Source organism: Vibrio sp. JPW-9-11-11 (assembly GCF_013369335.1).
Lineage (GTDB): Bacteria > Pseudomonadota > Gammaproteobacteria > Enterobacterales > Vibrionaceae > Vibrio.
In genome coordinates this window covers 235793-261318 of the sequence record NZ_SZQJ01000036.1, presented here as the reverse complement: position 1 = coordinate 261318, position 25526 = coordinate 235793, and the positions used below count along the sequence as shown (strand labels likewise).

The following is a 25526-nucleotide window of genomic DNA, read 5'->3' as shown; positions in this document are numbered from 1 at the left end:
TTATAGTCAATGAACTGTTTCGGTGCGGATTAAAGCAGTAACTCAGTAAGATGACTAATCTGATTTTTTGTCGATAAGACAAAACAAATTTTCGCTTCGACATCAGAAAAATATCAACACATCATTAATTTAAATGATTTTCTTTAAAGGCTTTCGCATAGGCTTTGTCTTCGCGCATGATGTGCTGCACTAGCCAGTTTTTCAAAAACGCCATCAGCTCATCGCCGATGTTTTCACCTTTTTCGACCCGTGACTGGAACTCCAATACCTGTGTCACTAGTTGTTTATGCTTCTCTACATGCTCCTTGGTGTGCGAATAATGGATTTGGTCGAACAATATCTCTTCATAGGTGAAATGGTTGGCGGTGTAATCAATCAGACCTTGCACAACCCGTTTTATCGACGCCAAACCGTAATTGTGTTTGAGTAGATGGTAGAGCTCATTGACCAAATGAACTAAGGTTTGGTGCTGGCGATTGATTTCATCTAAGCCAATATCGAGTTGGTCATTCCATTCCATTAGTTTGTCACGTCGTGATTCTTCGGCCTCTATCTGTTGACTGTCGGTCGCAAAGCGATGCAATAGCGAATTGATTTCACCCGAAAGATTACGAACCGTGATACTGGCGATTAAGGTTTCCTGCGTCGCGCGGACATTGTTGTCAGACTCTGTAGCGATCAGTTGTAAACACTCTTCAAGGCGCTGAGTCTGGCCAAGTTGTTGTTCGGACGAGGTGGCGATTTGTTGGCCATACAGGCTCACTTCATCAATTTGTTGGTTGAGTTGTTTGAAAGTAGTTTCGGCGGTTGAGGCAATGTCGAGCGACTTTGTCATGCTCGATTTGTTCTCTTGCATGGTCTGCATCACATCGTCAGTTTTAGCTTGTAAGTTGGCAATTTTCCCACGTATTTCTTCGGTAGCCTCTTGGGTTCGAACTGACAGTGAGCGTACCTCGTCCGCCACAACGGCAAATCCACGTCCTTGTTCACCCGCGCGTGCACTTTCTATCGCCGCGTTGAGTGCCAGTAAGTTGGTTTGCTCGGCGATGCTGCTGATGGTCTCCATTACTTGGCTAATTTGCGCGGTTTCCTCCATTAAAGATTGAAAATGTTGGTTGGAATTGTCGATATGTTGATTGGCATTATCCAGCGCTTGTTCGAGTGCCATCATATCTTGGATGCCTTGGTCTGCCTTCGCTTTCGCTTGGCCAGCTAACGTAGCGGTCGATTCACAATACTCTGAGACGTTTTGCGTGATGTCAGACAACTCGCTGATTATTTGTTTGGCGTTATCCACATCTTGCTTTTGACCAATCGCCCCATTTTTCGATAACGCTGAGTCCTCTTGCACTGTATCTGCGACTTCGAGTAAACGGCCAGTGGATTTTCTGAGCGCCTGTACCGTCCGCGAGATATCTTCACCAATTCGGTTGAAGGTACGCAGCAACGGTCCGTTGATTTGGTTTTGTGCCGATACGCGCACGGTTAAATCCCCTTCGGAGAGATGCACTGCAGCGTGTCGGAGTTGGTCGAGTAAGCCATTAATGGAAAACACTAGGATGACAACCACTAAATGATAAATGACGAGCAGAATCAACCACATCCATTGCTGTTGTGATAACAAGAGGTAAGCAATAGGCAAGACCAATGCGCTCAGCAGCAGTGACCACTGCGCGGACGAGAAATGACTCAGCTTTGCCAATAGAGGGTTAAACATAGCGCCGCTCCTTGGTCGGTATTGGGGTGGTTACTCCATTAAATCTAGGTCATAGAAGGCTGAATGGTCTAACAAAAAGCGCCTTAATAATAAAATACTGAGTAAAGCTGTGGTGTTTTTGACTAGGCTTGGGCGTCGAAACGAGACAATTATCATTGTTTAGGCCACAGATCTATCACTTGGTGCTTTATTAATAAAATGTAGTCATGTTTGATAGGGGTTGTTAACACTTCTACAAGTAAATGCACCGGCGAGTGCATGGGAACGCGCAGTGAATCAGTCAGTAAGTCGAGGCACTAGCCCAGAGGACGCTCAGTCCAATCCATCTTATCTTCGATCGTTTAAATGGCGTGGCATTGAAGTTCGCCTTGGACTTGCACTCGCCCTTTTGTCATTAACCACCTTATTACTCGCGCTTTTCAGCTCGACCACTTACGACAAACTCGAACACGCGCTTGTTGAGTTAAAAGAGCAAGACATCGCGTCGCTTGAGCAAGCGGCGCGGTTGAACGACATGGTGCGCTTGGTCATCTCCGATTCGGCACACTTAGTTGATGCCGAGTCCAACCTCGAGCGGCAAAAAGCGATGCAACGTATTAACCAAAGTATTGCATCGATGAAGCAGGTACTGCTGCATTTTCCCGAGTATCACGATTACTTCAAAGATCTGATGGTTCAGGTTAACAACAGTTTGAGTTTGCTTCATCAAAGCGGCGAGGAGTCTCGTGCACTCAACAAACAATTGCGGAATCTGCTCGAGGGTTTTTACCCTCTGCTGCAACAAGTGAATGAAGAGATTGAGAGCCTACCCAGTGAACAAAAATCTCGCCTTCAGTACAGCCAATTAAAAGCGCTGTTGTATTACCAGTTGGGGCTGGTTGAGAAGCTTTACAACGATGGCAGTTTTAATGAGCTCGATTACACCACTTACCGGTTAGAGCAACTCGGCCAAGAGTGGTTTAGTTTATGGCTCGCGAGCGGATTGGCGGAGTCCATGCCTGCACTGGATGAAAAACTGTCGGTGATCTATACCTTGGCGTCGCGTTCCAGTCGGTTAGTCAAATTGAAAAACCAAGCGTTAGAGCATCATTATCAGCAAGCGTACTTGCTTGAGAACAGTAGAGAGTATTTACATCAGCTTTCGGTTCAAATCGAGCGCAACAGCGCCAAAGTTAACTTAGAAATTGACCGCTCAATCGCCAAGGCGCAGCGCTCACTGACCTCGAATCGAACATTTTCATTGCTGTTGTCGCTATTTAGTGTGTTGGCGGCGGCTGGGATTGCTTGGTTTTATGTGCGTAAGAATATTTTGCAGCGCCTGCTCGACTTACGTGACGATATGTTTGCGATTTCTACTGGGCATCTTGAGACGCACATTGAGCTCAAAGGGCACGATGAAATCACTCAAATGGCCAAATCGCTGCAAGTTTTTCAGGCCACAGCACAAGCGGTTAAAAAGACCAATCAACGGTTAGAAGCCGAAGTCGAGGAGCGCCGAGTGGCGGAAGAAAAACTGCGTGTGACCCAAGATGAACTGGTGCAGGCAGGCAAGCTTGCTGCGTTGGGGCAGCTTAGTGTCGGCATTACCCACGAAATCAATCAGCCTTTGACGGCGATCAGCAGTCATGCACGCAGCGCACAGAAGTGGCTCGAGCAACAGCGGCCAGAAAAAGCGACGCATAACTTACAAAAAATCGAAGTTTTGCTGGGCAAGGTCGCGGCGTTAACTCGTCATCTCAAAGCGTTTGCGCGCAAAAGTGATGGCAAAGTGTCGTCGGTGGCGGTGATGCCGGTGGTGAATGATGCGCTAGAGCTGTTTACCAATAGCGCAGTGCCTATCGTGCTGGACTGCTCGCTCACTCCGCAAGAAATCGTTAAGGCTAACCCAATTCGTTTGGAACAAGTCTTGGTTAACTTGATCAGTAATGCGGTGGATGCGGTGGCTGAATGCAGTGAGCCGCTAATCCTGGTCTCGGTCAAACGTGTTGATAGCCAAGTGACCATTGCAGTGAAGGACAACGGCACAGGGATCGTGGCCGACGATTTACCGCATATCTTTGACCCATTTTATACCCGCAAAGAGGTCGGCAAAGGGTTGGGCCTCGGCTTGTCGATTGCGTTTAACATTATTAAAGATTTTGGTGGCTCGATTCGGGTCTCATCACAGCCACAACAAGGCAGTGAATTTGTCATAGTTCTAGAACAAGGTGAAACCTCATGACAGTAGGAAAACACATAACCCTGATTGACGATGAAGTGGATGTCGTTGAAGCGGTGAGTGAAATGCTCGAGCTCGAGGGCTTTGAAGTCGTGGGCTTTAGCGATCCTAAGCTCGCCCTTAAATCGCTGACCCCAAGTAGCCAACAGGTGGTGCTGTGTGATGTGCGTATGCCTAAACTTGATGGCTTAGCCATGCTCGATGCCATTCAAAGCCGAGCACCACACTGCCAAGTGGTGTTGATGAGTGGTCATGGGGACATTCCGATGGCGATTGAAGCGATGAAATTGGGTGCGTTTGATTTTATCGAGAAGCCACTGCAAAGCGACGAGCTGATCGAAAAACTCAACCTTGCCAACGCTCACCTACAACATGCCGCCGAGCGTGTCGAGAGTGCTCCAGAGTTGCCTATCGAGAATGTTGTCATCGGTGAATCGGCCGCGATGGAGATGATTCGCTCGCAGATTTTGGCGTTGGCACGCACCGGCGTCGATACCATCATTAACGGTGAAACCGGAACCGGCAAGGAGGTGGTCGCGCGTGCGCTGCACCAATACTCTCAGCGCCGTGATAAGCCGTTTGTGGCGATCAACTGTGGTGGTATGACAGAAAGCATCATTGAAAGTGAGTTGTTTGGTCACGAGGCTGGCTCATTTACCAGCGCCAATAAAAAACGTATTGGCAAGATAGAGCAAGCGCATGGTGGTACGCTCTTTCTTGATGAAATCGAGAGCATGCCAATTGCGGTACAAATCAAACTTCTGCGGGTGATTCAAGAGCGCGTCATTGAGCGAGTGGGCGGAAATAGCTTAATTCCGGTCGATATTGTGGTGGTGGCCGCGAGTAAGGCCGACTTATCAGCGCTTAGCCAGCGTGGTGAGTTCCGTGCCGACCTCTTTTATCGTCTCAACATCGCCAGCCTTAATCTGCCGCCGCTGCGACAGCGCAAAGAAGATATTCAGGCGCTGTTTCGCCATTTTGTCGTTCAGGCGAGTCAAAAATACAAGACCCGAGCGTCTACCCTTTATGCGGAGCAAATTCAGCAGCTGTGTCGACACGATTGGCCTGGCAATGTCCGTGAGTTAAGAAATGTCGCCGATCGCTTTGTGCTGGGGATTGTAGGAGAAGGGTTTGATTTACAGACGCCGAGCACCGCTGGCAGTGACGCTTTCGCGTTCGAGCAGCAGATGGAGCAGTATGAACGTAACGTGCTGACCGAGGCTCTGATTGAAATGGGCGGCAATATTAATGAGGTGTCACTGCGGCTAAACTTGCCGCGCAAAACCTTGTACCGAAAAATGAAAAAGCACCAACTCGAAAAGGAGAGTTTTAAAGCGTAGAGCGGGAGACAGAAATGACCCATGTGGTTTTTTTTATCGGCGGTATCTTTTTATCTGTATGAATTAAAAAGGAAAATTACTTGGCATAGAGCGTGCTTTATACGATGCGACTTTGACGATAACAATAAAAGATTCAACCGATTGTAAAGCGATTGAAACTTTCTCTGCTCAGAGTCTTGTATCCACAATAGAACATTTGCTGCAAGGAGAAACCAATGAAGCAAATCGTAACGAGTAGTATCGCGCTCTTAATCGGCGTCAGTTCAATGGCTATGGCAGGCAATGAACCGGCCCAAGTCGGCCCACGTCCTTTGTACCTAGTCAGTGACATGGAAAATAGCCCACTGAAAAGTAAGTTAGAAAGCTGCAGTGATGGCCCTTTCCATCGTAGTGATTTTTCTATCGGTCACCGTGGTGCGGCGATGCAGTTTCCAGAGCATACCAAAGAGTCCTATTTAGCCGCCATCGCAATGGGGGCGGGTGTGCTGGAGTGCGATGTTACCTTTACTAAGGATAAGCAATTGGTTTGCCGCCATTCGCAAAGTGATCTGCACACCACCACCGATGTGTTGGCTCACCCTGAGCTGGCAAAAAAATGTACGGTACCGTTTAAACCTGCCAACCCTGCGACTGGCGAAGATGCACAGGTCGAGTGTCGCACCTCTGATTTCACGTTAGCCGAGTTTAAAACCCTAAAAGGAAAAATGGACGGCGCGAACCCGAAAGCCACCACGGTTGAAGAGTACATGCAAGGGACGCCAGGTTGGCGTACAGACCTTTACGCACAAACGGGGACCTTGATGACCCACGCCGAGAGTGCGGCGCTATTTAAACAATATGGCGTGAAAGTGACACCTGAGCTTAAATCGGCGGCGGTCGACATGCCTTACCAAGGCTTCACGCAACAAATGTACGCGCAGAAGCTGATTGATGAACTCAAGCAAGCGGGCTTTGCGCCAGAAGAGGCGTTTGTTCAGTCGTTCAACTTAGATGATGTCACCTATTGGATTCAAAACGAGCCTAAATTTGGCCAGCAAGCGGTCTACCTTGATGACCGTATGTACGAGCAGCAAGACTTTGTCGCGTCACTCGAAAATATGAAGGATCTGCAAAAGCAGGGCGTCAACATCATCGCACCGCCTCTTTACGCCCTGATCGAGCTAGACAGCAATAATCAGATCGTTGAGTCGAACTACGCCAAGCTGGCTAAGCAAGCCGACCTAGATATTATTGCCTGGACGCTAGAGCGCTCTGGACCGCTTGCGCAAGGTGGTGGCTGGTACTACCAATCTGTGACGAAGCAGATCAAGCGTGACGGCGATATGATGAAAGTGCTCGACGTGTTAGCGAAAGACGTGGGTGTGTTAGGCGTCTTTAGTGATTGGCCATCAACCGTGACCTACTACGCCAACTGTATGGACATTTAATCGAAGTGGCGATAACTCCACGCAACAAAGGGCCATTTGGCCCTTTTTTTGTCCGCTAATATTGGTGGGACAAAAATGACCCAAAGTTCTGTTTTTTGTTCGGACACAAATGACTCAAATGCCTAGGGCTTGTTAGTTGATGCGTTTAAGTTGTTGAAATTATTGTTTTTAATAGTTGGCACAACCTCTGCTATAGAGGGAGGGAACATCAACAATAACGTGAATGTAAGGTTCTAATATGAAAAACAGTGTAAAAGGATTGTTAATCGCTGGCTCTTTGATGCTGCCAACGCTGGCGATGGCGAATGAGTGTGCCAACCGCGGCGTGCTGGATGAGAGATATTGTGACGAAAACCAAGACTTGGTCGCTGATGCGCCGAAAGATGCCTCAGAGTGGATAGACCCAAGCACGCTCGTGTTCACTTACACACCGGTTGAAGATCCTGCGCTGTACAAAGATGCCTTTGCCGATTTTCAAGCTCACTTAAGTAAAATTACCGGTAAGAAGGTCATCTACTATACGGTTCACTCTAACTCGGCTCAGGTTGAAGCGATGCGCTCTGGGCGTCTGCATGTTGCGGGTTTCTCGACAGGGCCAACCGGTTATGCGGTCAACCTTGCCGGTTATGTACCCATCGCAGTGAAAGGCGATGAGAACGGCTTTCAAGGTTACAACTTAGTCACGATTGTACGTAAGGACAGTGGTATCAACGAGATGGCAGACCTGAAAGGCAAAAAAGTGGCGCACACCTCTGCCTCATCGAACTCGGGTAACTTGGCGCCGCGCGCTCTTTTCCCTGCTCAAGGCTTAGTGCCAGATGAAGACTACAAGGTATTGTACTCAGGAAAACATGACCAATCGATTCTTGGTGTTTACAACGGCGACTACGACGCTGCGCCTGTCGCCTCTGATGTTTACGATCGCATGGTCGCCGCCGGCCGTGTCGATGATTCTGAGCTAAAAATCATCTACCGCAGTCCGCGCTTCCCAACGTCTGCATTTGGTTATGCGTATAACCTTAAGCCAGAGTTGGTCGAGAAGATCAACCAAGCCTTCTTTAGCTACCGCTTTACTCCAGAAATGAGCGCAGCGTTTAAAGGCGCGGATCGTTTCTCGCCAATTACCTACCAAGAAGATTGGTCAGTGATCCGCGATATTGCTCACGCAACGGGAACCGCTTACACCAAAACTGGGCTGAAAAAGTTGGCAGAAAAAGACGCGGCTAAGCGCGCAAAGAAAAAAGCAGCCGAGTTAGCCAAACAAGCCACTAATCAGTAATTCTCCCATTTAACGCCAATAGTACGGTGCCCTTGCGTGTAGGGCGCAGGGCACCGTGCATCCTAAATAGAACAATCACAAGGAACTGTAGTATGGCCGTAGCAAGCTGTGATAGCGCACAATACGACGGAATTAAGATAAACAATCTGTTTCACCAATACGTCGCCGGCAAACCTATTCTCAAAGGTATCGATATCGATATCGATCAACCAGGAATTATCGCCATTATCGGCCCATCAGGCACCGGAAAAAGTACCCTGCTGCGCTGTATCAATCGCCTCAATGACCCCACCAGTGGTGAGATCCTGTTTCAAGGGGAAGATCTGACTAAGCTGCAAGGTCAAGCACTGCGCAACCAGCGACGTCATATCGGTATGGTGTTCCAAGAGTACAACTTGGTAGAGCGATTAACGGTGATCGAGAACGTGCTATGTGGCCGCCTTGGCTATATGTCATCGTGGAACGCTTGGCGTCGCAACTACTCGAAACAAGATCTGCATAAGGCGTTTGAGCTGCTGGAATTTGTTGGCCTACAAGACTTTGCCAATCAGCGCGCTGACAGCCTGTCGGGAGGCCAGCGTCAACGAGTCGGGATTGCGCGTGCGGTGATGCAAGATCCCTACATTTTACTGGCCGATGAACCGACGTCTTCGCTCGACCCAAAAACCGCAGTAGAAATTATGGAGCTGATGGAAACCTTCGCCAAAGAGAAGCAGATCCCTGTACTGGTCAATATTCACGACGTTAACTTAGCCAAGCGTTTTGCCAAGCGTATTATCGGCATGTGTAATGGCACTGTGCATTACGACGGCAGCCCGGAAGGCATCAGCGAGCAAGACCTTAAGATCATCTACGGAGGTGAGTCATGGCTGGATTAACCCCGTCGAAACTTGAGGTAGAAAACCCGTTCAAAGCCTCTTGGTTAAGCCGTCTTGGTTTGATGGCCATCATCGGGTACTTATTCTATAGCTTTTCGACACTCAATCTTACGTTTGAACGATTAGTGATAGGTTTTGGAGAGAGTGAACGCTTACTTTCTCGTATGTTTCCACCTGATTTTTCCCGTTCTAGCCTGCTGTTAAGTGGGCTAGCCGAGAGCTTGCAGATCGCGATTATCTCAAGCTTTTTTGGGATTGTTATTTCTCTCTTTTTGGGGTTGTTGGCGGCGCGCAACATGATGCCGGCGATTGTGTCGACGCCAGTGCGTGGCTTTATCGCTCTGTGCCGCTCTTTCCACCCGGTGATCATTGCTATTTTGTTCGTTAAGGCGGTGGGGTTTGGCGCGTTAGCGGGTATTTTGACCTTAGTGTTTGCGTCGATAGGCTTTATCGCCAAGCTCTTTGCTGAAGCGATAGAAGAGATTTCGTTTAAGCAGGTTGAAGCGATTCGAGCGATCGGGGCGAACTTTATCAGTGTGATTCTGTTTGCCGTTATGCCTCAGGTGTTTACTCGCTTTATCGGCTTTGCTAGCTACCAACTGGACTCCAACCTGCGTAACTCCACTATGGTTGGTATCGTGGGCGCGGGCGGTTTAGGCGGAACCTTATTTTCGGCGTTCCAGCGTTTCGATTACGACTTTGTCGCCGCCATTTTAATCACCATCATCGCGCTGATTTTGGTGGGTGAATTCTTGTCTAATGTGGTAAGGAGAATTTTCTAATGACGACCGCTTCTATTGATAGAGAATGGCAACGCTTTACGTTTAATGAACGGCTAGCAAGGTTTGCCGCGTATCTGTGTTTTGTGGCTGCGATCGTATGGTCTTGGCAGACCGTAGAGATCATCCCAGAGTTTCTCTATGACGCGCCAGCGCAGTTTGCCGATATGTTTGGCCGTATGGTGCCACTGGATTATGGCTTCTATCCAGCAACGATTCACGACGCCTTAATTGAAACGTTGCACATCGCCACACTCGGCACCTTGTTCACATTGGTACTGGCCATCCCGTTGGCGTTACTCAATGCGCCCAATATCACCCCGAGCAAAACTCTAAACTGGGTCGCGCAGTTCTTTTTGGTCTCTTCTCGTTCAGTGAACTCATTGGTGTGGGCGCTGTTGTTTATCGCGTTGTTTGGCCCTGGTGTGTTGGCGGGGATTATGGCTATCGCTGTGCGCAGTGTCGGTTTTGTCGGTAAGCTGCTGGCCGAAGCGATTGCAGAAGTGAACATGGGAACGATTGAGGCGTTGAAAGCGACCGGCGCTTCTTGGATGAGCATCTTGCTCAAAGGTTATTGGCCACAAGTGATGCCAGCGTTTTACTCGATTGTGCTGTTCCGCTGGGATATCAACGTTCGTGAATCGGCGGTTCTTGGTTTGGTTGGCGCAGGTGGCATTGGTGTGGTACTCAACGATGCCCAGAACCTATTTGAGTGGCAAAAAGTTTCTATGGTACTGCTAAGTATCTTCGCAGTGGTGGTGCTTGCAGAAGCCTTGGTTGTGCATGTGCGTAAAAAGCTAATCTAGCCTAAGTCGATTCTGGCTTAACCTCACAACAAAGCGGCCAACGGCCGCTTTGATTCATTCATGATGAGGCCAAGTATCCTTGCTTGACTGTTAAAAGTGCTAACCCGCCGCTCGGCTCGGTTATTTAGTGGCCGCGCCGTTATCGCTCTCTTGCATCGGTGGCTCAGGGAGCGGTTGTTGGGTTTGTTTTTCGTGCATCGCTTCAATTAATTCGCGATCACGCTGGGCAAAGTAGATATCCTCTTCTGCCTTGCCACGCAGTCGGAGTTTTTCAGTAAAGTCCATTACGCTGACCTCTTCATACTGGGCGGTTATAACCAGTATAGTCAGACCGAGCAAAAACGCGCAGCGTGGCAGCTTAGCGCTGTTTTATCTCCAGTAGCGCGTCAGTGAATTCGGCAAAACCAAAGCCTCCCGGTTGGCTCATGACCACGCTTGGCTTATAGGCGAGCCGTTGCCAATAGTGTTCGATATTTTTGACGCCTACGCTCATTGGCAGGGTTTCAAACATCTGTTGGTCATTGAGTGAGTCTCCCACATAGCAGCACTTTTTCAGGATATCGCTTTCGCTGAGTCCTTGTTGGCGCAGATACGCGAAAGCACTGTTGCGTTTTGAGTGCTCGCCATACCATGCATTGATATGGATGGAACTTGCGGTGGCATGAGCGCCCATGGCGTGGATGCGCTGCACAATTTTTTCGACCGTTTGGCTGTCAACGGGCAGACGGTTTTGACCAATATCGATGGCCACTTCACACAGGCGATAGGCTTGGTCGAGTGTCAGGGCAATGTTGGAGTAGTCGCGCAACAGTTCGGTGATTTGTTGTTTGAGTTCAGCTTGTTTGGCGCGCATCACCTCGATATCGACTGCGGAAGAGAGGGTGATCCCTCGTGGGCCTTTTTCCAGACAAAATGCGCCATTTTCGCCTAACACCGCATCAACGGGCCATAGTTGAGCGATATGATCGCACCAGCCCGCGCAAGCGCCCGTTACCGCCACGACTTTGATCCCCTGTTGCTGCAGTTTATCGAGCGCAAGCAGAGTCTCTGCGGGCAATTTTCCACTCCAAGTGAGGGTATCGTCTACATCGGTGAGTACCCATTCGATGTTATTCCATTGTGATGTCAGCACGTTATCTATCCGTTTGTCACTTATCCGCTTAGTTTACCCACCCCCTAGGGAGAATACCGTGATGGAACAGTAAGTTAATGAAATGTTACTGCCGGGGCCGGTGATTGACCAAGCGTTCCGCTCAGACCCTCTTTAGCTTAGCGATGCTTTGCTCTATAATTGGCGCGCTTTTATTGCCAGCCTTTTCTATCTTGGACATATTATGATTTCGAAAAACCAGCTCAAACTCCTGCGTGCTTTAGGCCAAAAAAAACAGCGCAAGGCGCATGGGTTGTTTTTAGTTCAAGGTGAGAAAAACGTCCTCGAATTGGTCGAGGGGTCGTTCGTGGTGAGACAAGTGTTTGCGACATCAGAGTTTCTCTCGCAACATGCTCGTGCATTGGGCGATATCGAGTGCATTGAGGCGTCTTTGGAAGAGCTCACTAAAGCGAGCACCTTAGTGAGTAATAATGCCGCGATCGCAGTGGTTGAGACCCCACAAGTCGAGGTGCCAAGCGCTGAAGGGCTGATGATAGCGCTCGATGGCGTGTCTGATCCGGGTAACCTCGGCACCATCATTCGTGTGGCTGATTGGTATGGTATTAAGCACATTGTTGCCAGCCAAGACTGCGCCGATCCCTATAATCCGAAAACCATTAGCGCCACTATGGGCAGTTTTGCTCGAGTGACGGTCAGTCAGCTTGATTTGCCCGGTTATCTTTCGGCCGCTAATCTGCCTGTCTATGGTGCTTTCCTCGCAGGTGAAAGCGTTCATAGCACCGACTTTTCAGCCCAAGGTATTTTGTTGATGGGGAGTGAGTCTCACGGTATTCGTCATGAGGCCGCGCAGTACGTGACCCATAAAATCACCATCCCTGCATTTGGCGGTGCGGAGTCGCTCAATGTGGCGATGGCGACGGGTATCATTCTTGACAACATGCGTCGTCAGCATAATCTTGTGCCTTAGGGGGAAGAGCGCCGCTCTTGCCCCGGCTACCTGTAATTATTCGTGCCCTTTCGCCGTTTCGCTGTGGCTTGAGGTATTCAAAAGCTCGTTTAAACCTCCCGCATTATGGACTTGGTTAAACCCTTGCGCCTTTAAGTACTGCATTGCTTGCCCAGAGCGATTGCCACTTCGACAATACACAACCACGGTTTGATCTTTTGCTATTTGGTCGAAATGCTGGTGTAACTCTGCCAGTGGATAATTGACCGCATTGTCTAGATGACCTGCTTGAAACTCTTGCGGCGTACGAACATCGACCACCAAAGCACCTTGCTTTATCCACTGCCAGCCCACCTGAGCACGTTCGCTCGCATGACTGACGGTACTGAACAAAGTGAACGAGAGTAGAGCGAACGTTATGAGTCTTTTCATCTGGGTTTCCTTGTTGAAACAGACGGTGTACGTAAAACAATTCTATCTTGGTTATCACTTTGTCGCGAGTGCGATTGTCTACTGTCTATACTGTCAATAATGGATCTTTGCTACTTTTAGGTGAGTACAAAGGACAGTGATAACGGTAGGAAGTCCCATGAGTAAAAAAACGATGTCTGTGTTGGCCATTCTGTGGCTAACCTTTTCTGGCTGGGCGGCTGCGTTGCCCGGTACTACTGGTGACCCGATACTTTGGATTTCCGGTGCGATTACCCAAACCAATTCGGACACCGGAGCCATCCTAGATGAAGCGATGGTGAGTCAGTTACCGCAAGCGACGATTCGTACTAATAACCATGTCGTTGAACAGGTCGTCGAGTACCGAGGTCCAACACTCGCCAGTGTGTTGGACCTCGTTGGCGCTAAGGGAGAGTCGGTGAAAGTGGTGGCTTGGGATGATTACGTGGTGTCCATTCCCTTAAGTGAGATCACTAAGTATCAGGTATTGCTCGCGACTCACGAAGCGGGGGAGCGTATGACCATAGACGATAAAGGGCCGTTTTTTGTGGTGTTCCCTTTTGCCGACTATCCAGAGCTGCGCAACGATTACTACTACAGCTTGTCGGTTTGGCAAGTGAAGGACATTATCGTTGAGTAGTGAGAGTAAGCCAGTGGGCTGGACCTCACGGCGCTCGTTTGTGGCGATAGTGGCCCTTCTTGGCGCAATTCTGTTGATCATGATCGGTTACTTTTTTTATTCCGTCACTGAAATCCGCAATGTGTCGCCTCAACCTTATGTCACCATCGTCAACAATAACTTGTCGGCTAAAGTTAAACTGTTGCGACTACAAAATGAGATTCTGAGCTTTCAAAACGATCCCTCTATGCAATCGTTAAATCGCCTCAAACTCAAGGCCCGGGTATATCGAGCCAGTATTTCACAAGACTTGCAATCGACTCGCACGATAAAAATTCATCAGCAATATGGCGATGTGAGGCGATTGACCCAACTGAGCGTCGAAATTGAAGGTGTGTTGAGTCGCGTGGAATCCGTCACTTTGGAGAGTCACTCCCTGCTCGACAACATCTTCAGGCAGTTGTCGGGCGTGTACACCCGTCTCAACACTTATTTGTCGAGTTTTGTCTCTGAGGTACAAAAGAATCAGATGCAGTTCGTGCTGTTTAGAGAAAATTTGCATAACCAGCAGATGTTTTATTTAGCGATTATTTTAGTCTGTTCGCTCCTTATGGTCGGGGTGATCTCATGGATGTACTTGAACCAGAGCCGCCTGAGTCGACATTTACAAGAGCAGACTCAAGCCATGAAGCAGGCGAAGCGGCTCGCGGAGCAAAGTGCGACCACCAAAGCGCGTTTTCTGGCTAATATGTCGCATGAGATGCGTACCCCACTGAATGCCATTATTGGTCTTAGCCAAAGGGAGTACTACACTTCGTCAGACGAGCAAACCCGAAACTTCATTACTTTGATCAACCGATCGGGTCAACACCTTCTCAAGCTGATCAACAGTGTCCTCGATATCAGCAAGATAGAGCAAGGAAAGGCCACGCTACAGCTAGAGACCTTTTTACTCAGTGAGCTGGTGGCTGAGTCGAAAACCATCTTCGTTGAAATGAATAAAGAGCAAGTGGAAGTCTTGTTTACTACCGATATGGTGGAGGATTACACCCTGCGCGGCGATCAAACCAAGCTGCTACAAATCATTAATAATATCAGTTACAACGCGGTCAAGTTTACCAATCAAGGTTTAGTAGAGATTCGCCTGTCTGTGGACGAGTCCCCGCAGCTTACTATTGAGGTCAACGATACTGGTATCGGTATGAGCGAGGAGCAACTAGATCGCGTGTTTGAAGAGTTTACTCAAGCCGACGATTCGATCACCCGTCAGTATGGCGGTAGTGGGCTTGGGCTATCAATTTGTCAATCGTTGGTCCAGTTGATGGATGGGCAACTCTCGGTATCCAGTCAACCGAATCAAGGTACCCAGTTCGTGATTCAAGTTCCTATTGAGGTCGTGGAACGTCACCCATTGTGCGACGCCAAACGTTGTCAGTTGGCCGTTAATGTGGTCGCGCCAAATATTGATGCTCAGAAAATCATTACCACAGAACTCACACAGCTTGGTTTGTTCGAGCCCGATGCCCCCATTACTGTCTATTATCATAGTCACGAGGCGACGCTGGAATCTGGTATCGAGTTAGTTCAATCGGAACAGCTTCATGGTCTGTTGGTGATTGCCGATGTACACGTGATGGTGCCTGACAACGAGCGTGTGGCCAAACTGACTAAGCCTTATGATCTTTTTAGTATGGTGGCCTCATTGCAGGCAATGCAGCAAGGCATCACCCACCCATCGAACACTCAAGCGTTGCAAATGGAGGGTGACTTAAAGGTGCTGCTAGTGGAAGACATGCGCGTTAATCAGATTGTGGCCACCAAGATGTTGAGTACGCTTGGGGTCAGTTGGCAAATCGCGAACAATGGCCAAGAGTGTCTCGAGACGTTAAAGAACCATCACTTTGATATGATCCTGATGGATATCCAAATGCCGCTGATGGACGGGATACAGGCGCTTGAGCATATCAAACAGCAGGAACTGGCGCCTAACAGTGTGATTATCGCTTTGACGGCCAACACGTTTGAGAGTGATGTCGAACACTACCTCGAACAAGGGTTTGTTGACGTGTTAGCTAAGCCATTTCAATTAGAGTCTATGAAAGCGATTCTTACCCGATACCTTTCTGGCCCTAGCGCTCTGTTGTAGACGCTAGCTCGCTTTTTATAGTTATTTAAAATCTTGTTTTAAAGTCATGCCCGAATACGACAAGTTTTGGTGATTTCGGGCAATATCACCTTGTAAGCATGTCACAGTTTTTAGTCTGTGAATCATAAAGATACAGTGAATGTCACAAAGTGAAATGCCATTTTATTTTTGTTTTCGGTTGTCGGAGTAGTTTTATATTGCTGAATCAAAGCAAACCTGTACCCAACAAAAATGAGATAAACATGAGTAATAACATAAAATTAACTGCAGCAGCTGGACTCGTTTCAGCATTATTGTCGAGCCAATCATTCGCCTTTTTGGCTGAACACGACAACCTGATCGTGCCTCATGCTGGTGCTAAACATATGCATAATCAAATCGCCGAAATTCCTGCAGCTAACGAGTCATACAAAACATGGATTCAAACACCGGCGAACGAGGCTCTCAAACTGGAACTCGACCATTTCCCACATGTTGGCTATGAGCGCAAGACACTAAAATCTCACACAACGGGAATTTACGCCCTTGCTCTTGCTTGGAATCTAACAGAAAACTCGGAAGAGGCTGATCGCTACTTGCAAAAAGCGACGGATTTAATAATCAATCTAGCAAAAAGCATTAGTCCTAGCCCGCATACGCCAAATGAATCAATTTTACTCGATGTGTACGAGGCGTATTCACTGATTAAGCCAGCCATGAACCGAGAGTCAGTAGAGGTAATAGAACAATGGCTTACTCGTCAAGCAGACTACTTCCGTCACTACAAGCTCACGGGAACCTTAATCAAAAATAACTGGGAAAACGTGCGATTGGCTATTCTGTTTAACTTGGCACTGATTCTCGATGATACTGAACTTTATCAATATAGTGTGAGTGCTCTAAAACGTTTCACTAAAGTAAACGTTGAGCCAGATGGCAAAACCAACGACTTTACTAATCGTGATGCCGTAACCTACCACGCGTACAATCAACAGTACTATGCTCGAATTCTAAAAGCGGTGACGGCTTACAAAGGAAAACGAGCAGCCGATCAATTGTTTACTTACAAAGAGAATAACCATGGCAGTATTGCTGACGCCTACCAGTTTTGGGTGCCTTACTTTACTGACCCGGTAAACAATGTACATATTGAGTTTGTAAACACGGGTTGGAAACCCGACTTGAAACGTGGTGATGCCAATAAACCATACCAGCCAGCTGGAACGGTTTACGCCATGGCACATATGGTTGCCTATGATAGTAAAGCATTTGATTACATTAAGACTGTGCAGCCAGATAAACAAGCTTATACATTGCGTTTAAGTACATGGGTAAACAGCGCTTGGCATGCCCAATAACGTAAGCATGAACAGTTAACCGCAAGCAACCCACTCGTACAATATAAGCCCTTGGCAATAGCAAGGGCTTTCAAGGTTATATTTGTAGCTCTTCTTCACGAGAAGTTGCTAGGAGTCATAGGGCGTAGGGACTGGCCGCAAACAGTGTGTTGATCGCTTTTTAGAGTTATTTTGACTGATCGATGTCTTATTTTTGGGGTCTGTTGATTATTGTTTAATCAATAACTATCTTTTCATTATCGGTTTGAATTATCCAAGGGACCTGCCGTGAAAAGATTAAAAGTTGTTTTTCTTGTCCAAGTGATTGTAGCGCTGACTTTTGTCTTGCTGGTTTCGGCATTCATAAAGTATCAAGGTTTTAAACAAAACTTACTTTTAGAATTGCATCAGTCGGTTGAGAACACCACTGAGCGGATGATGATTAGTTTGCCAAAGGCGGTTTGGGATTTTGATTTGGAATCGGCCAAAGTTTCTATGTCTGCTGAGCTCAAGTTGCCAGAAATATCTGCCATCCAGTTAATTGATAATGAAGGAAACGACTTGCTCTTCTTAACCCAGAAAGGCCAAGGTGACAGTCGTGAAATCATTGATGTTATCGACAAACAAGCCTATTCGGTTGATAAGAGTATGAGCGCTGACTTAGTGTTCGTCGAGTATGGAGAGACAAATGCCGTAGGGCAGGTTTTGGTTTATTTTGATACCAATGTGCTAGACGCAAAGCTGGCTGACTCCTTACGTACCAACATCATTGAGCTGGTCATCTTGGTTATCGTGATATCGGTAGTGATCATTTTGGTGCTGACGATGACGGTGATTCGTCCCATCGCCGAGCTGACCGATGTCATTAACGACTTGGCGTCTGGAAATGGTGATTTAACCAATAAGCTCGCTCCTGCGAAGTTCCGTGAGTTTAACGCGATAACTGAAGGAATAAACACCTTTACTGAGTCGCTACGACAGATTGTTCAAGATGTGAATATCTCTTCAGAGGCGCTTGGAGAAACTGCCCTAGCAAATGGTTCTACTGCTCGTACTAACGCAGAAAAGCTGGAGCAACAGAAACATCAGTTGGCGACGGTGGCGGCCGCGGCAACGCAGCTTAATCAATCGGTTTCAACGGTTGCTGATACAGCGGCGGAAACCGCTGACCAATCTCATAGTGCTACCACCTTAACTTCAAATGTTCATCAGTCCATTGAGCACTCTGCCAACGAGATCATCAATATGCGTGAGGAAATGAATCACGTGAATGCAGAGATGCATATTTTGATTGATGAAGGTGAAAAAATAACCACCGTACTTAATGTCATCAATGACATCTCAGAGCAAACCAACTTACTAGCGTTAAATGCTGCTATTGAGGCGGCTCGAGCGGGTGAGCAGGGACGAGGTTTTGCTGTGGTAGCCGACGAAGTGCGTAATCTAGCGGTAAAAACCAGTGAATCGACAGAACAGATCCAAAAGAACATTGCCGCGCTCGGAGGGGCAACCAAGTCGGTCGAAGATGAACTAACCCGAATTGCGACGCTATTAGAGCAAACGGCTGCTCGGGTAAGTGAGTCACAGGTCTCGGTCACCGAAGTCCAGAGCTTAATCAACATTATTTCTGAACGCAGTGGACAGATCTCTCAGGCTACCGATGAACAGAGAATGGCGGTCGAGGAGATAAGCCGAGCCATTGTGGAAGCGTCAGAAGCGACGAATGATGTTGCGTCTGGTGCGACACAAAATGCTCAACGTACCGAAGAAGTACTCGGCTTGAGTAAGAGTATCGCCAATCATATGGCCAAATTCCGAACTTAACCATACAGAGAGGACGACGTATGAGAAGTCTGATTATATTTGTACTTGCAGCTTGTATTTCTGTTGTCGTACAAGCAGCCACTATTACTGCGGCTCAGGACCCTTGGGCACCATTTGTTCAGAAAGACAAAACCAATCCTGGGGTGTCAGTTGAAATTCTAACTGAAGCGCTGAAAACCCAGGGTCATCAAATCGATTTTAAAATCATGCCTTGGACTCGAGCGTTGAATGAAGTCAAAGACGGGCGTGTCGACTTGCTGGTGGCGACATGGTTTACCACTGAGCGTACGTCTTTTCTTAAGTACAGTGCCCCTTACTTGGAGAACTCACTCAAGTTCATTAAACGTCAAGGGGATAGCTTTGAGTACAAGGGTATGGAGAGTTTAACTGGCAAAACCGTTGGGATTATCCGTAACTACGGTTACGGTGATGAGTTCTTGGGAGCGACTAATTTCAAAAAGCCAGAGGCCAATGATTTGGTTGCCAATGCCAAGAAACTGATGGCGAAACGTATAGACCTGACGCTAGAAGATGAACTGGTTGCCAAATCAACGCTTTCTGGTGCAGGCATGAACTTAGCGGACTTTGAGTTTACTTCCAATGCTCTGTCAGTAAACCCCTTGCACGTCACATCGGGGTTAGCCAACCCTAACAGCGCCATGTACATAGAGGCGTTTAACAAAGGACTGGCAGAGATAAAATCCAACGGAACATTTGATGCGATTCTGGCCAAGTATGGTATTGAATGATCGTAAAGTTCATTAGTAAAGGCGCACTTTTTGTAGTGCGCCCGTTGCTATGGTGACCTCACTCCACTCTCCATATTGACGTTTAATTGGCCGTTTTTCGTACTGTAAACCTGAAATCAGAAAACTAAACTTTCGATTGATGTCTCACCGCCACTGCTGATAGAAATATGTTAATAATTTGTAACGCAAATCTATCATTAGCCATAAGTGCCTGTTTTTAAATGACTGAAAATTGCCCAGTTGGTCATTGAGCCCCATCCCCCCTCAAATCGCGTAAAAAATGAGCTCCATACGGTAAAAATAATTTTTACGGCTTACTTGCCCGTTTCTAAGCTTATCTTCCATGTTATTGAGGCGATTTATCGCGAAACACTTCCTATTGAGTGGTTGGGAAGAAAGGATGATTAAATAATGACAGGAATAACTAATGAACCAACAACGTCAATTGAGCTGGATGATTTCGGCGATTCTAGGTACCTCTCTTAGCATGACTGCTCACGCAGCAGAAATGGTCCAAGTGAATGATGATGCGCTACTACAACAAACACTCCAAGCGCAATCCAGTAGTGTGGCTCCCGTAACCACAGGGTTTGATGAAGTGAAACGGGTGGTACTTCCCAATGGCAAAACAAAAGTTCGTTACCAGCAAACCCATCGTGGCGTGCCGGTTTTCGATACCGCAGTGGTCGCAACGCTGAGCAAAGATCAACCAAACCAAGTGTTCGGTACTATGGCACAAGGGATTGAGGCGGATATCGCGACCATCAATCCGGCCTTAGATCAAAAGCAAGCGATTACTGCTGCTATCTCCGCTTTCCAAGGCCAAGCGGCAGCGGCGCCTAAGGTTGAAAATGAGCAAGCGACATTGATGGTGAAGCTGGATGAAAATCAGGTGGCAAAAGTGGTGTACTTGGTTGATTTCTTTGTTGCCGCGGATTCGCCAGAGCGCCCATTTTACTTTATTGATGCCATGACCGGCGATGTGATTGAGCATTGGGATGGATTGAATCATGCAGAGGCGACGGGAACAGGCCCGGGCGGTAATATCAAAACCGGTCGTTACGAATATGGTACCGACTACCCAGGCTTTGTGATCGATAAGGTCGGAACCACTTGTACCATGCTCAATAGTGCAGTGAAAACTGTCGACTTAAACAATGGTACATCAGGCAGTACCGCTTTTAGCTATGATTGCCCGGATGACACCAATTACAACGATTATAAGTACGTTAATGGCGCATACTCGCCGCTCAACGACGCGCACTACTTTGGTAAAGTGGTGTTCGATATGTACCAAGACTGGATGAATACAGCCCCGCTCTCATTCCAGTTAACGATGCGCGTGCACTATGGCTCGGAATACGAGAATGCGTTCTGGAATGGTTCATCAATGACATTTGGTGATGGTAAAGATACTTTCTATCCGCTCGTTGATATTAACGTCAGTGCTCACGAAGTCAGTCACGGTTTTACAGAGCAAAACTCAGGTTTGGTTTACCAAAATATGTCAGGAGGAATTAACGAAGCGTTCTCCGATATTGCCGGTGAAGCGGCTGAGTTCTATATGAAAGGCAGTGTCGACTGGGTGGTTGGTGCTGATATCTTTAAATCTGAAGGTGGGTTACGTTATTTTGACCAACCCTCAAAAGACGGCCGCTCTATCGACAACGCATCTCAGTACTATGATGGCCTCAATGTTCACTACTCAAGTGGTGTCTATAATCGCGCGTTTTACCTGTTAGCCAACAAAGCAGGGTGGAATGTGCGTAAAGGCTTTGAGGTGTTCACTGTGGCGAACCAGCTATATTGGACGGCAAACAGCACCTTTGACGCTGGCGCGTGTGGTGTAACTAAAGCAGCGCAAGATTTGGGCTACAGTGTTCAAGATGTGAAGGATGCCTTCAACACGGTGGGGGTTAATGCTGATTGTGGTGTGGTCGAACCGGACAATGAACTGAAAAAAGGTGAGCCAAAAACCGGATTAAGTGGCAGCCGCGGTGAGCAAGACTTCTACACCTTTACCCTTGATCGTGCGTCAAATGTCGTGGTCTCTATTTCGGGTGGAAGTGGTGACGCTGACTTGTACGTTAAGGCTGGCAGTAAGCCGAGCACCAGCAGTTATGATTGCCGACCATTTAGAAATGGTAATTCTGAACAGTGCCAAATCAGTGCACAAGCGGGGGTTACTTATCATGTGATGTTACGTGGATATTACGCCTACTCAGGTGTCACGTTACGTTTAGATTAAACGATAAAAAGGCACCGTTTGGTGCCTTTGAGTCACGACGAACCCCACTTTTAAAGTGGGGTTCTTGTTTTATGTGGCAGGTTATACCTTAAAACGATCAACGAGTTCGTATAGCTCATTTGCTCTATGATTGAGCTCTTGGCTACCGGCGCGGTTTTCGTTGGCCAGAGAGGCCGACTGTGAGCTTTGATCCGAGATGACCACCACGCGTTGTGAAATTTCTTGGCCGACCAGGCTCTGCTCTTCTGTTGCGGTTGCAATTAATGAGTTCATGTCCATGATGGTCCCGATTGACTCTTGAATCTTAATCAGCGCTTGTGCCGCGGCGTTAGCCTCTTCTACCGTGCTTTCACCGCGTTTTTGGCTCGATTCCATCGCCTTTACTGCATCATCAGAAGCGGCTTTGAGCTGCTCGATCATCTGGTGAATCTCACCCGTGCTGTCTTGGGTGCGGCTAGCAAGTTTGCGCACTTCATCGGCAACGACGGCAAAGCCTCGGCCTTGTTCACCCGCACGTGCCGCTTCAATCGCTGCGTTAAGGGCCAATAGATTGGTTTGTTCAGCGATGTCTTGAATGACCTCAAGAGAAGAAGAGATATTTTGTACGTCCCCTTCTAGGCGTGAAATAACGCTGTTCGCTTGTGAGACTTCTTGCGCGAGTGCTTCGACAGAGTGCGCGGCTGAGTTGACAATATTTTGTGCGTCTTTTGCGTTGTCATCCGCTTGTTTGGCGGAGTCAGCGGCTTGGCTCGCATTGTTGGAGATTTCACTCGCGGTCGTGGTCATTTCGGTCATCGCGGTCGCGACTTGCTCGGTTTCTTCACGTTGTCCTGATGCCAATTCGTCTACTTTCGCTGCCCGTAGCGACATATTATTGGTTTCTGAAACCACCTGCTGACCCACGTCACTCACGCTACGAATAATGGTTTGTAGGCTGGCGACAAAGGCGTTGAAGTTGCTGCTAAGTTTGGCAAATTCTGGCGCTTTGAAATCTTCCATGCGAGCGGTTAGGTCGGCGTCACCACTGGCAAAAGAGCTGATCGATGCATCAAACATTTCGAGCGGTTTCATGATCGTTCGGTTCACGGCAACGGCGAACACGCCAACGATAGCTGCAATCACGAGACAGAACACCACAATAGCAGAAAGGGTGGCTTGCAAAGCGCTGGTGGTGGCTTGTTCCATTTCGGCAATAATGGCATCGATATCATCGGTGTAGAACCCTGTACCCAGCATCACATCCCATTCAGGGATAAAGATGGAGTAGCTCAGTTTCGGTAATGCTTCTGTTTGGCCAGGTTTCGGGAAGTAGTAAGTGGTGAAATCACCTGTCTTGGCGTTGCGTAGCAAGTCTTGAATCAGATAGTTGCCTTGCTTGTCTTGTAAGTTCCAAAAATTCTCACCAATGCCTTTGTCGCTTTTACCCACAGCGACTCGAACCCCTTTTGAGTCATAAGCAAACACGTAGCCAGACTCTCCGTATTCGAGTGTTTTAAGAGTTGGTAGGGCGTCTTCCAACGAGGCTCCGCGTTGAAGAAACGGGGTAATGGCCGATTTTGCCATTTGAATATAGTTTTTCAGTTCCTCTTTTTTCATGTTCATCATATTTGAACGCGTCACTTCGATCTGTTGATCGTTGAGTTCCGAGGTTTTTAGATACGTGACCCCCAGCATGCCAAGGGTGATCACTAGTAATGGCACTAGGGCCAAAATATAGAGGCGACTACGAATTGAAAGACTCATACAAACATCCTGTTATTGGTATAAAGTGACATCATGTCTAGTAGCGTGGGTCTAGAGATGGCGTCCTGTTATTGGAATCATTGTTATAGACCAAAAGTTTATCTATTTAGATTAGCCAATTTATCGACCAAGGACTGTGAGTCTTGAGAGGTTTGTAACGCTTAATTATTAGACATTAGTACTAACTAGCGAGAACATTGACCACTCTCACATTTACTCTTGCCTGTCAGTAACTTAGACCAACGGTATCGGTTGCGTGCAAGCTGTAAGTAAGCCCAGTCTGCCAGAGGTTTGACCACCGACCAGCGAAGTGGCGCATAGATCCAACCTTTGCCGACCAATTTCCAAGCTCGATAGGTGACATCGAGCCCCAGTAACACTGTGCCCTCAGGAGTGATGGCGTGTAAGATTTGTCCTGCTTTGTTTTTGTCGATGGATGGATAGTGGCGCATTTCTTGGCCTTGAATATCGACCAATTTAATTTGTTGGCGCGAGTCGTGGCGTTGCAGTGCCTCCATCTCTTTGACGCATAGAGGGCACAAGCCATCATAAAAAATGATCAGTTGATACATAGTTTTCTCCTTTACTCGCTATTACGAACGAAAACCGATTACTGATCAGCGCGTTGGCCTTTTAGATAATGATGCCAGCTTTGTGAGGTGGCTTGATACTGAAACTGGCAAAAGTCTTGTCTGTCAGCGAGATAGTCATTTTCTACTTCGTCGAGCAGGCTCTGATGCTGCTCGGGATCACTACCATATATCAAGCACAGAGTTGAGAAATAGCGTTGTAGATCGAAGCTATGTTCGTCGATGTACTCACCAAAGTCGTAGTAATCCGGGCGCTGAGCTGATTCGAAAGCAAACATATCGGCGGCGCTTATCGCAGCGTCTGCGCCATCGTTGAGGTATTCAATCATTATGATGGCGGCAAAGTTATCAACCGCATCTTCTTCTTTGCCTAACACCGGGATGGCTTGGTCTGCGATATACGCATGTCCCACTTCGTGTAGAAGTGTGTGCAGGATAGTATCCATAGTACCTGCCTTTGCTGACTTACCATACTTCTGGTCGTATTTGTTCTGTTTGAAGTAAGAGAGAGCCTCTTGGTAGAAACTATACGGTATGTGTACAACGTGCGTTTCCGGATTGTACAGTGGGCCTTGGTCACCGCCGTACTCGACAGTGAGCGCTTGATTAAATGGAAAGAGTTGGTTAGAAAGCTCGACGATAGTTTGATTAACGTCGCTGTGTCGAATAGCTGCTTCGATCTCAGTATGCAGTTGGTTTTTCGGCTCAAGGTACCGAATCTCAATATTATTCTTCGCGACAGCGGAAGATGCATAGGAAAAGGCAATGCATGCCATCAGGGCTTTTCGCAACATAGATATCCTTCAGCATTGTTATCTTTTTATTGGTTCAATATTGACACAAAATTCGTTGGGTTGCGTAGCGTAAAGCTTAAGGGCAACAACTTAAGTCTCTTTGGTGATTATTAGTAGGGCAGTGACTGGGCTTATGCTACACTCGCCGACCTTTCCGTTTGTTAAAGAGTAACCCCCATGAGCCTGAAGCAAGAACTACAGAACCTAAACAACCGCATTGATACTTGTCAGCGTAAGTTGGAGGCTGCCAAAGGCCGTGATGACCAAGAGATGATCAGCAAGTTTACTGATGAGCTCGAGAAGCTAAACAAAAAGGCCAGTGCGACTCAGCATAAACTTAAGTACGACATGAACAAAGAGCGTAAGAGCTTGTTAGATATGCCTTTCTCTCGTCCCATCACTAAGGCTGAACAGGCTGATATGGGGAAACTGAAGAAATCAGTCAAAGGGCTTGTGGTTGTGCACCCAATGACTAAATTGGGCAAAGAGCTACGTCTTGAAGTGATGACGGGCTACGCGCCGAAGAAGTTTTAAAAAAAGCGCCAA

The 25526-nt window shown here is 47.6% G+C and carries 22 protein-coding genes; 15 read left to right on the top strand and 7 right to left on the bottom strand.

From position 1 onward, the window contains the following. Window positions 1-124: 124 nt before the first annotated feature. Complete coding sequence (locus FCU94_RS17015) at window positions 125-1717, bottom strand: bacteriohemerythrin (RefSeq protein WP_176289664.1); 1593 nt, start codon at window positions 1715-1717, stop codon at window positions 125-127. 271 nt (window positions 1718-1988) lie between these two features. Between FCU94_RS17015 and FCU94_RS17010 the strand changes: the two genes are divergently transcribed. The 7 genes from FCU94_RS17010 to phnE (FCU94_RS16980) all read left to right on the top strand — a co-directional run bounded on the left by FCU94_RS17010 (window position 1989) and on the right by phnE (FCU94_RS16980) (window position 10444). Then, window positions 1989-3938: a sensor histidine kinase gene (locus tag FCU94_RS17010; protein WP_176289663.1), complete on the top strand. Its 1950-nt coding sequence runs from the start codon at window positions 1989-1991 to the stop codon at window positions 3936-3938. After that, window positions 3935-5275, top strand: coding sequence for a sigma-54-dependent transcriptional regulator (locus tag FCU94_RS17005; protein WP_176289662.1), 1341 nt, complete (start codon window positions 3935-3937; stop codon window positions 5273-5275). The genes FCU94_RS17010 and FCU94_RS17005 overlap by 4 nt, the downstream gene beginning before the upstream one ends. 215 nt (window positions 5276-5490) lie before the next feature. After that, entirely contained in the window at window positions 5491-6702 is a 1212-nt protein-coding gene (locus tag FCU94_RS17000; RefSeq protein WP_176289661.1) for a glycerophosphodiester phosphodiesterase family protein, read from the top strand. A 238-nt stretch (window positions 6703-6940) separates the two neighbouring features. Next, entirely contained in the window at window positions 6941-7981 is a 1041-nt protein-coding gene (gene phnD, locus FCU94_RS16995; protein ID WP_176289660.1) for a phosphate/phosphite/phosphonate ABC transporter substrate-binding protein, read from the top strand. Window positions 7982-8073: 92 nt separating this feature from the next. Then, entirely contained in the window at window positions 8074-8859 is a 786-nt protein-coding gene (gene phnC, locus FCU94_RS16990; protein WP_176289659.1) for a phosphonate ABC transporter ATP-binding protein, read from the top strand. Beyond that, window positions 8847-9641 carry a phosphonate ABC transporter, permease protein PhnE gene (gene phnE, locus FCU94_RS16985; protein ID WP_176289658.1) on the top strand — a complete coding sequence of 265 codons (795 nt, stop codon included), beginning with the start codon at window positions 8847-8849 and terminating at the stop codon, window positions 9639-9641. Before phnC ends, phnE (FCU94_RS16985) begins: the two co-directional genes overlap by 13 nt. Continuing rightward, window positions 9641-10444 (top strand): phosphonate ABC transporter, permease protein PhnE, encoded by an 804-nt coding sequence (gene phnE, locus FCU94_RS16980; protein WP_176289657.1) that lies wholly within the window; start codon window positions 9641-9643, stop codon window positions 10442-10444. The genes phnE (FCU94_RS16985) and phnE (FCU94_RS16980) overlap by 1 nt, the downstream gene beginning before the upstream one ends. A 120-nt stretch (window positions 10445-10564) precedes the next feature. Here phnE (FCU94_RS16980) and FCU94_RS16975 read toward each other — a convergent pair whose 3' ends face one another. Together FCU94_RS16975 and FCU94_RS16970 are read right to left on the bottom strand one after the other, a co-directional pair. Further along, the gene (locus tag FCU94_RS16975; RefSeq protein ID WP_176289656.1) at window positions 10565-10729 is read right to left on the bottom strand and encodes a hypothetical protein; all 165 of its coding nucleotides are present in this window, start codon (window positions 10727-10729) and stop codon (window positions 10565-10567) included. Between the two features lie 73 nt (window positions 10730-10802). Beyond that, complete coding sequence (locus FCU94_RS16970) at window positions 10803-11585, bottom strand: HAD-IIB family hydrolase (RefSeq protein ID WP_176290072.1); 783 nt, start codon at window positions 11583-11585, stop codon at window positions 10803-10805. A gap of 193 nt (window positions 11586-11778) precedes the next feature. On the opposite strand from FCU94_RS16970, the gene FCU94_RS16965 reads away from it, so the two are divergent. Continuing rightward, on the top strand, window positions 11779-12522 hold the full coding sequence (locus FCU94_RS16965) for an RNA methyltransferase (protein WP_176289655.1): 744 nt from the start codon (window positions 11779-11781) through the stop codon (window positions 12520-12522). Between the two features lie 36 nt (window positions 12523-12558). Here FCU94_RS16965 and FCU94_RS16960 read toward each other — a convergent pair whose 3' ends face one another. Then, window positions 12559-12933: a rhodanese-like domain-containing protein gene (locus tag FCU94_RS16960; protein WP_176289654.1), complete on the bottom strand. Its 375-nt coding sequence runs from the start codon at window positions 12931-12933 to the stop codon at window positions 12559-12561. Between the two features lie 157 nt (window positions 12934-13090). On the opposite strand from FCU94_RS16960, the gene FCU94_RS16955 reads away from it, so the two are divergent. The 6 genes from FCU94_RS16955 to FCU94_RS16930 all read left to right on the top strand — a co-directional run bounded on the left by FCU94_RS16955 (window position 13091) and on the right by FCU94_RS16930 (window position 21853). After that, the gene (locus FCU94_RS16955) at window positions 13091-13591 is read left to right on the top strand and encodes a molybdopterin-dependent oxidoreductase (RefSeq protein WP_176289653.1); all 501 of its coding nucleotides are present in this window, start codon (window positions 13091-13093) and stop codon (window positions 13589-13591) included. Then, window positions 13584-15716: an ATP-binding protein gene (locus FCU94_RS16950; protein WP_369597267.1), complete on the top strand. Its 2133-nt coding sequence runs from the start codon at window positions 13584-13586 to the stop codon at window positions 15714-15716. Before FCU94_RS16955 ends, FCU94_RS16950 begins: the two co-directional genes overlap by 8 nt. A 242-nt stretch (window positions 15717-15958) precedes the next feature. Beyond that, complete coding sequence (locus FCU94_RS16945) at window positions 15959-17053, top strand: alginate lyase family protein (protein ID WP_176289652.1); 1095 nt, start codon at window positions 15959-15961, stop codon at window positions 17051-17053. 267 nt (window positions 17054-17320) lie between these two features. Continuing rightward, entirely contained in the window at window positions 17321-18856 is a 1536-nt protein-coding gene (locus FCU94_RS16940; protein ID WP_176289651.1) for a methyl-accepting chemotaxis protein, read from the top strand. A 20-nt stretch (window positions 18857-18876) separates the two neighbouring features. Further along, complete coding sequence (locus FCU94_RS16935; protein WP_176289650.1) at window positions 18877-19605, top strand: transporter substrate-binding domain-containing protein; 729 nt, start codon at window positions 18877-18879, stop codon at window positions 19603-19605. A gap of 427 nt (window positions 19606-20032) precedes the next feature. Continuing rightward, the gene (locus tag FCU94_RS16930) at window positions 20033-21853 is read left to right on the top strand and encodes a M4 family metallopeptidase (protein ID WP_176289649.1); all 1821 of its coding nucleotides are present in this window, start codon (window positions 20033-20035) and stop codon (window positions 21851-21853) included. An 81-nt stretch (window positions 21854-21934) separates the two neighbouring features. Here the strand turns inward: FCU94_RS16930 and FCU94_RS16925 are convergent, their stop codons facing one another. The 3 genes from FCU94_RS16925 to FCU94_RS16915 all read right to left on the bottom strand — a co-directional run bounded on the left by FCU94_RS16925 (window position 21935) and on the right by FCU94_RS16915 (window position 24980). Next, on the bottom strand, window positions 21935-23596 hold the full coding sequence (locus FCU94_RS16925; RefSeq protein WP_176289648.1) for a methyl-accepting chemotaxis protein: 1662 nt from the start codon (window positions 23594-23596) through the stop codon (window positions 21935-21937). Window positions 23597-23781: 185 nt separating this feature from the next. Beyond that, window positions 23782-24168 (bottom strand): thiol-disulfide oxidoreductase DCC family protein, encoded by a 387-nt coding sequence (locus FCU94_RS16920; RefSeq protein WP_176289647.1) that lies wholly within the window; start codon window positions 24166-24168, stop codon window positions 23782-23784. Between the two features lie 38 nt (window positions 24169-24206). Continuing rightward, a complete protein-coding gene (locus tag FCU94_RS16915) occupies window positions 24207-24980 on the bottom strand; it encodes a DUF4344 domain-containing metallopeptidase (RefSeq protein WP_176289646.1) in 774 nt (257 codons plus the stop codon). Between the two features lie 177 nt (window positions 24981-25157). On the opposite strand from FCU94_RS16915, the gene FCU94_RS16910 reads away from it, so the two are divergent. Next, window positions 25158-25514, top strand: a complete 357-nt coding sequence (locus tag FCU94_RS16910; protein ID WP_176289645.1) for a YibL family ribosome-associated protein — start codon at window positions 25158-25160, stop codon at window positions 25512-25514. The last annotated feature ends 12 nt before the right edge of the window (window positions 25515-25526 follow it).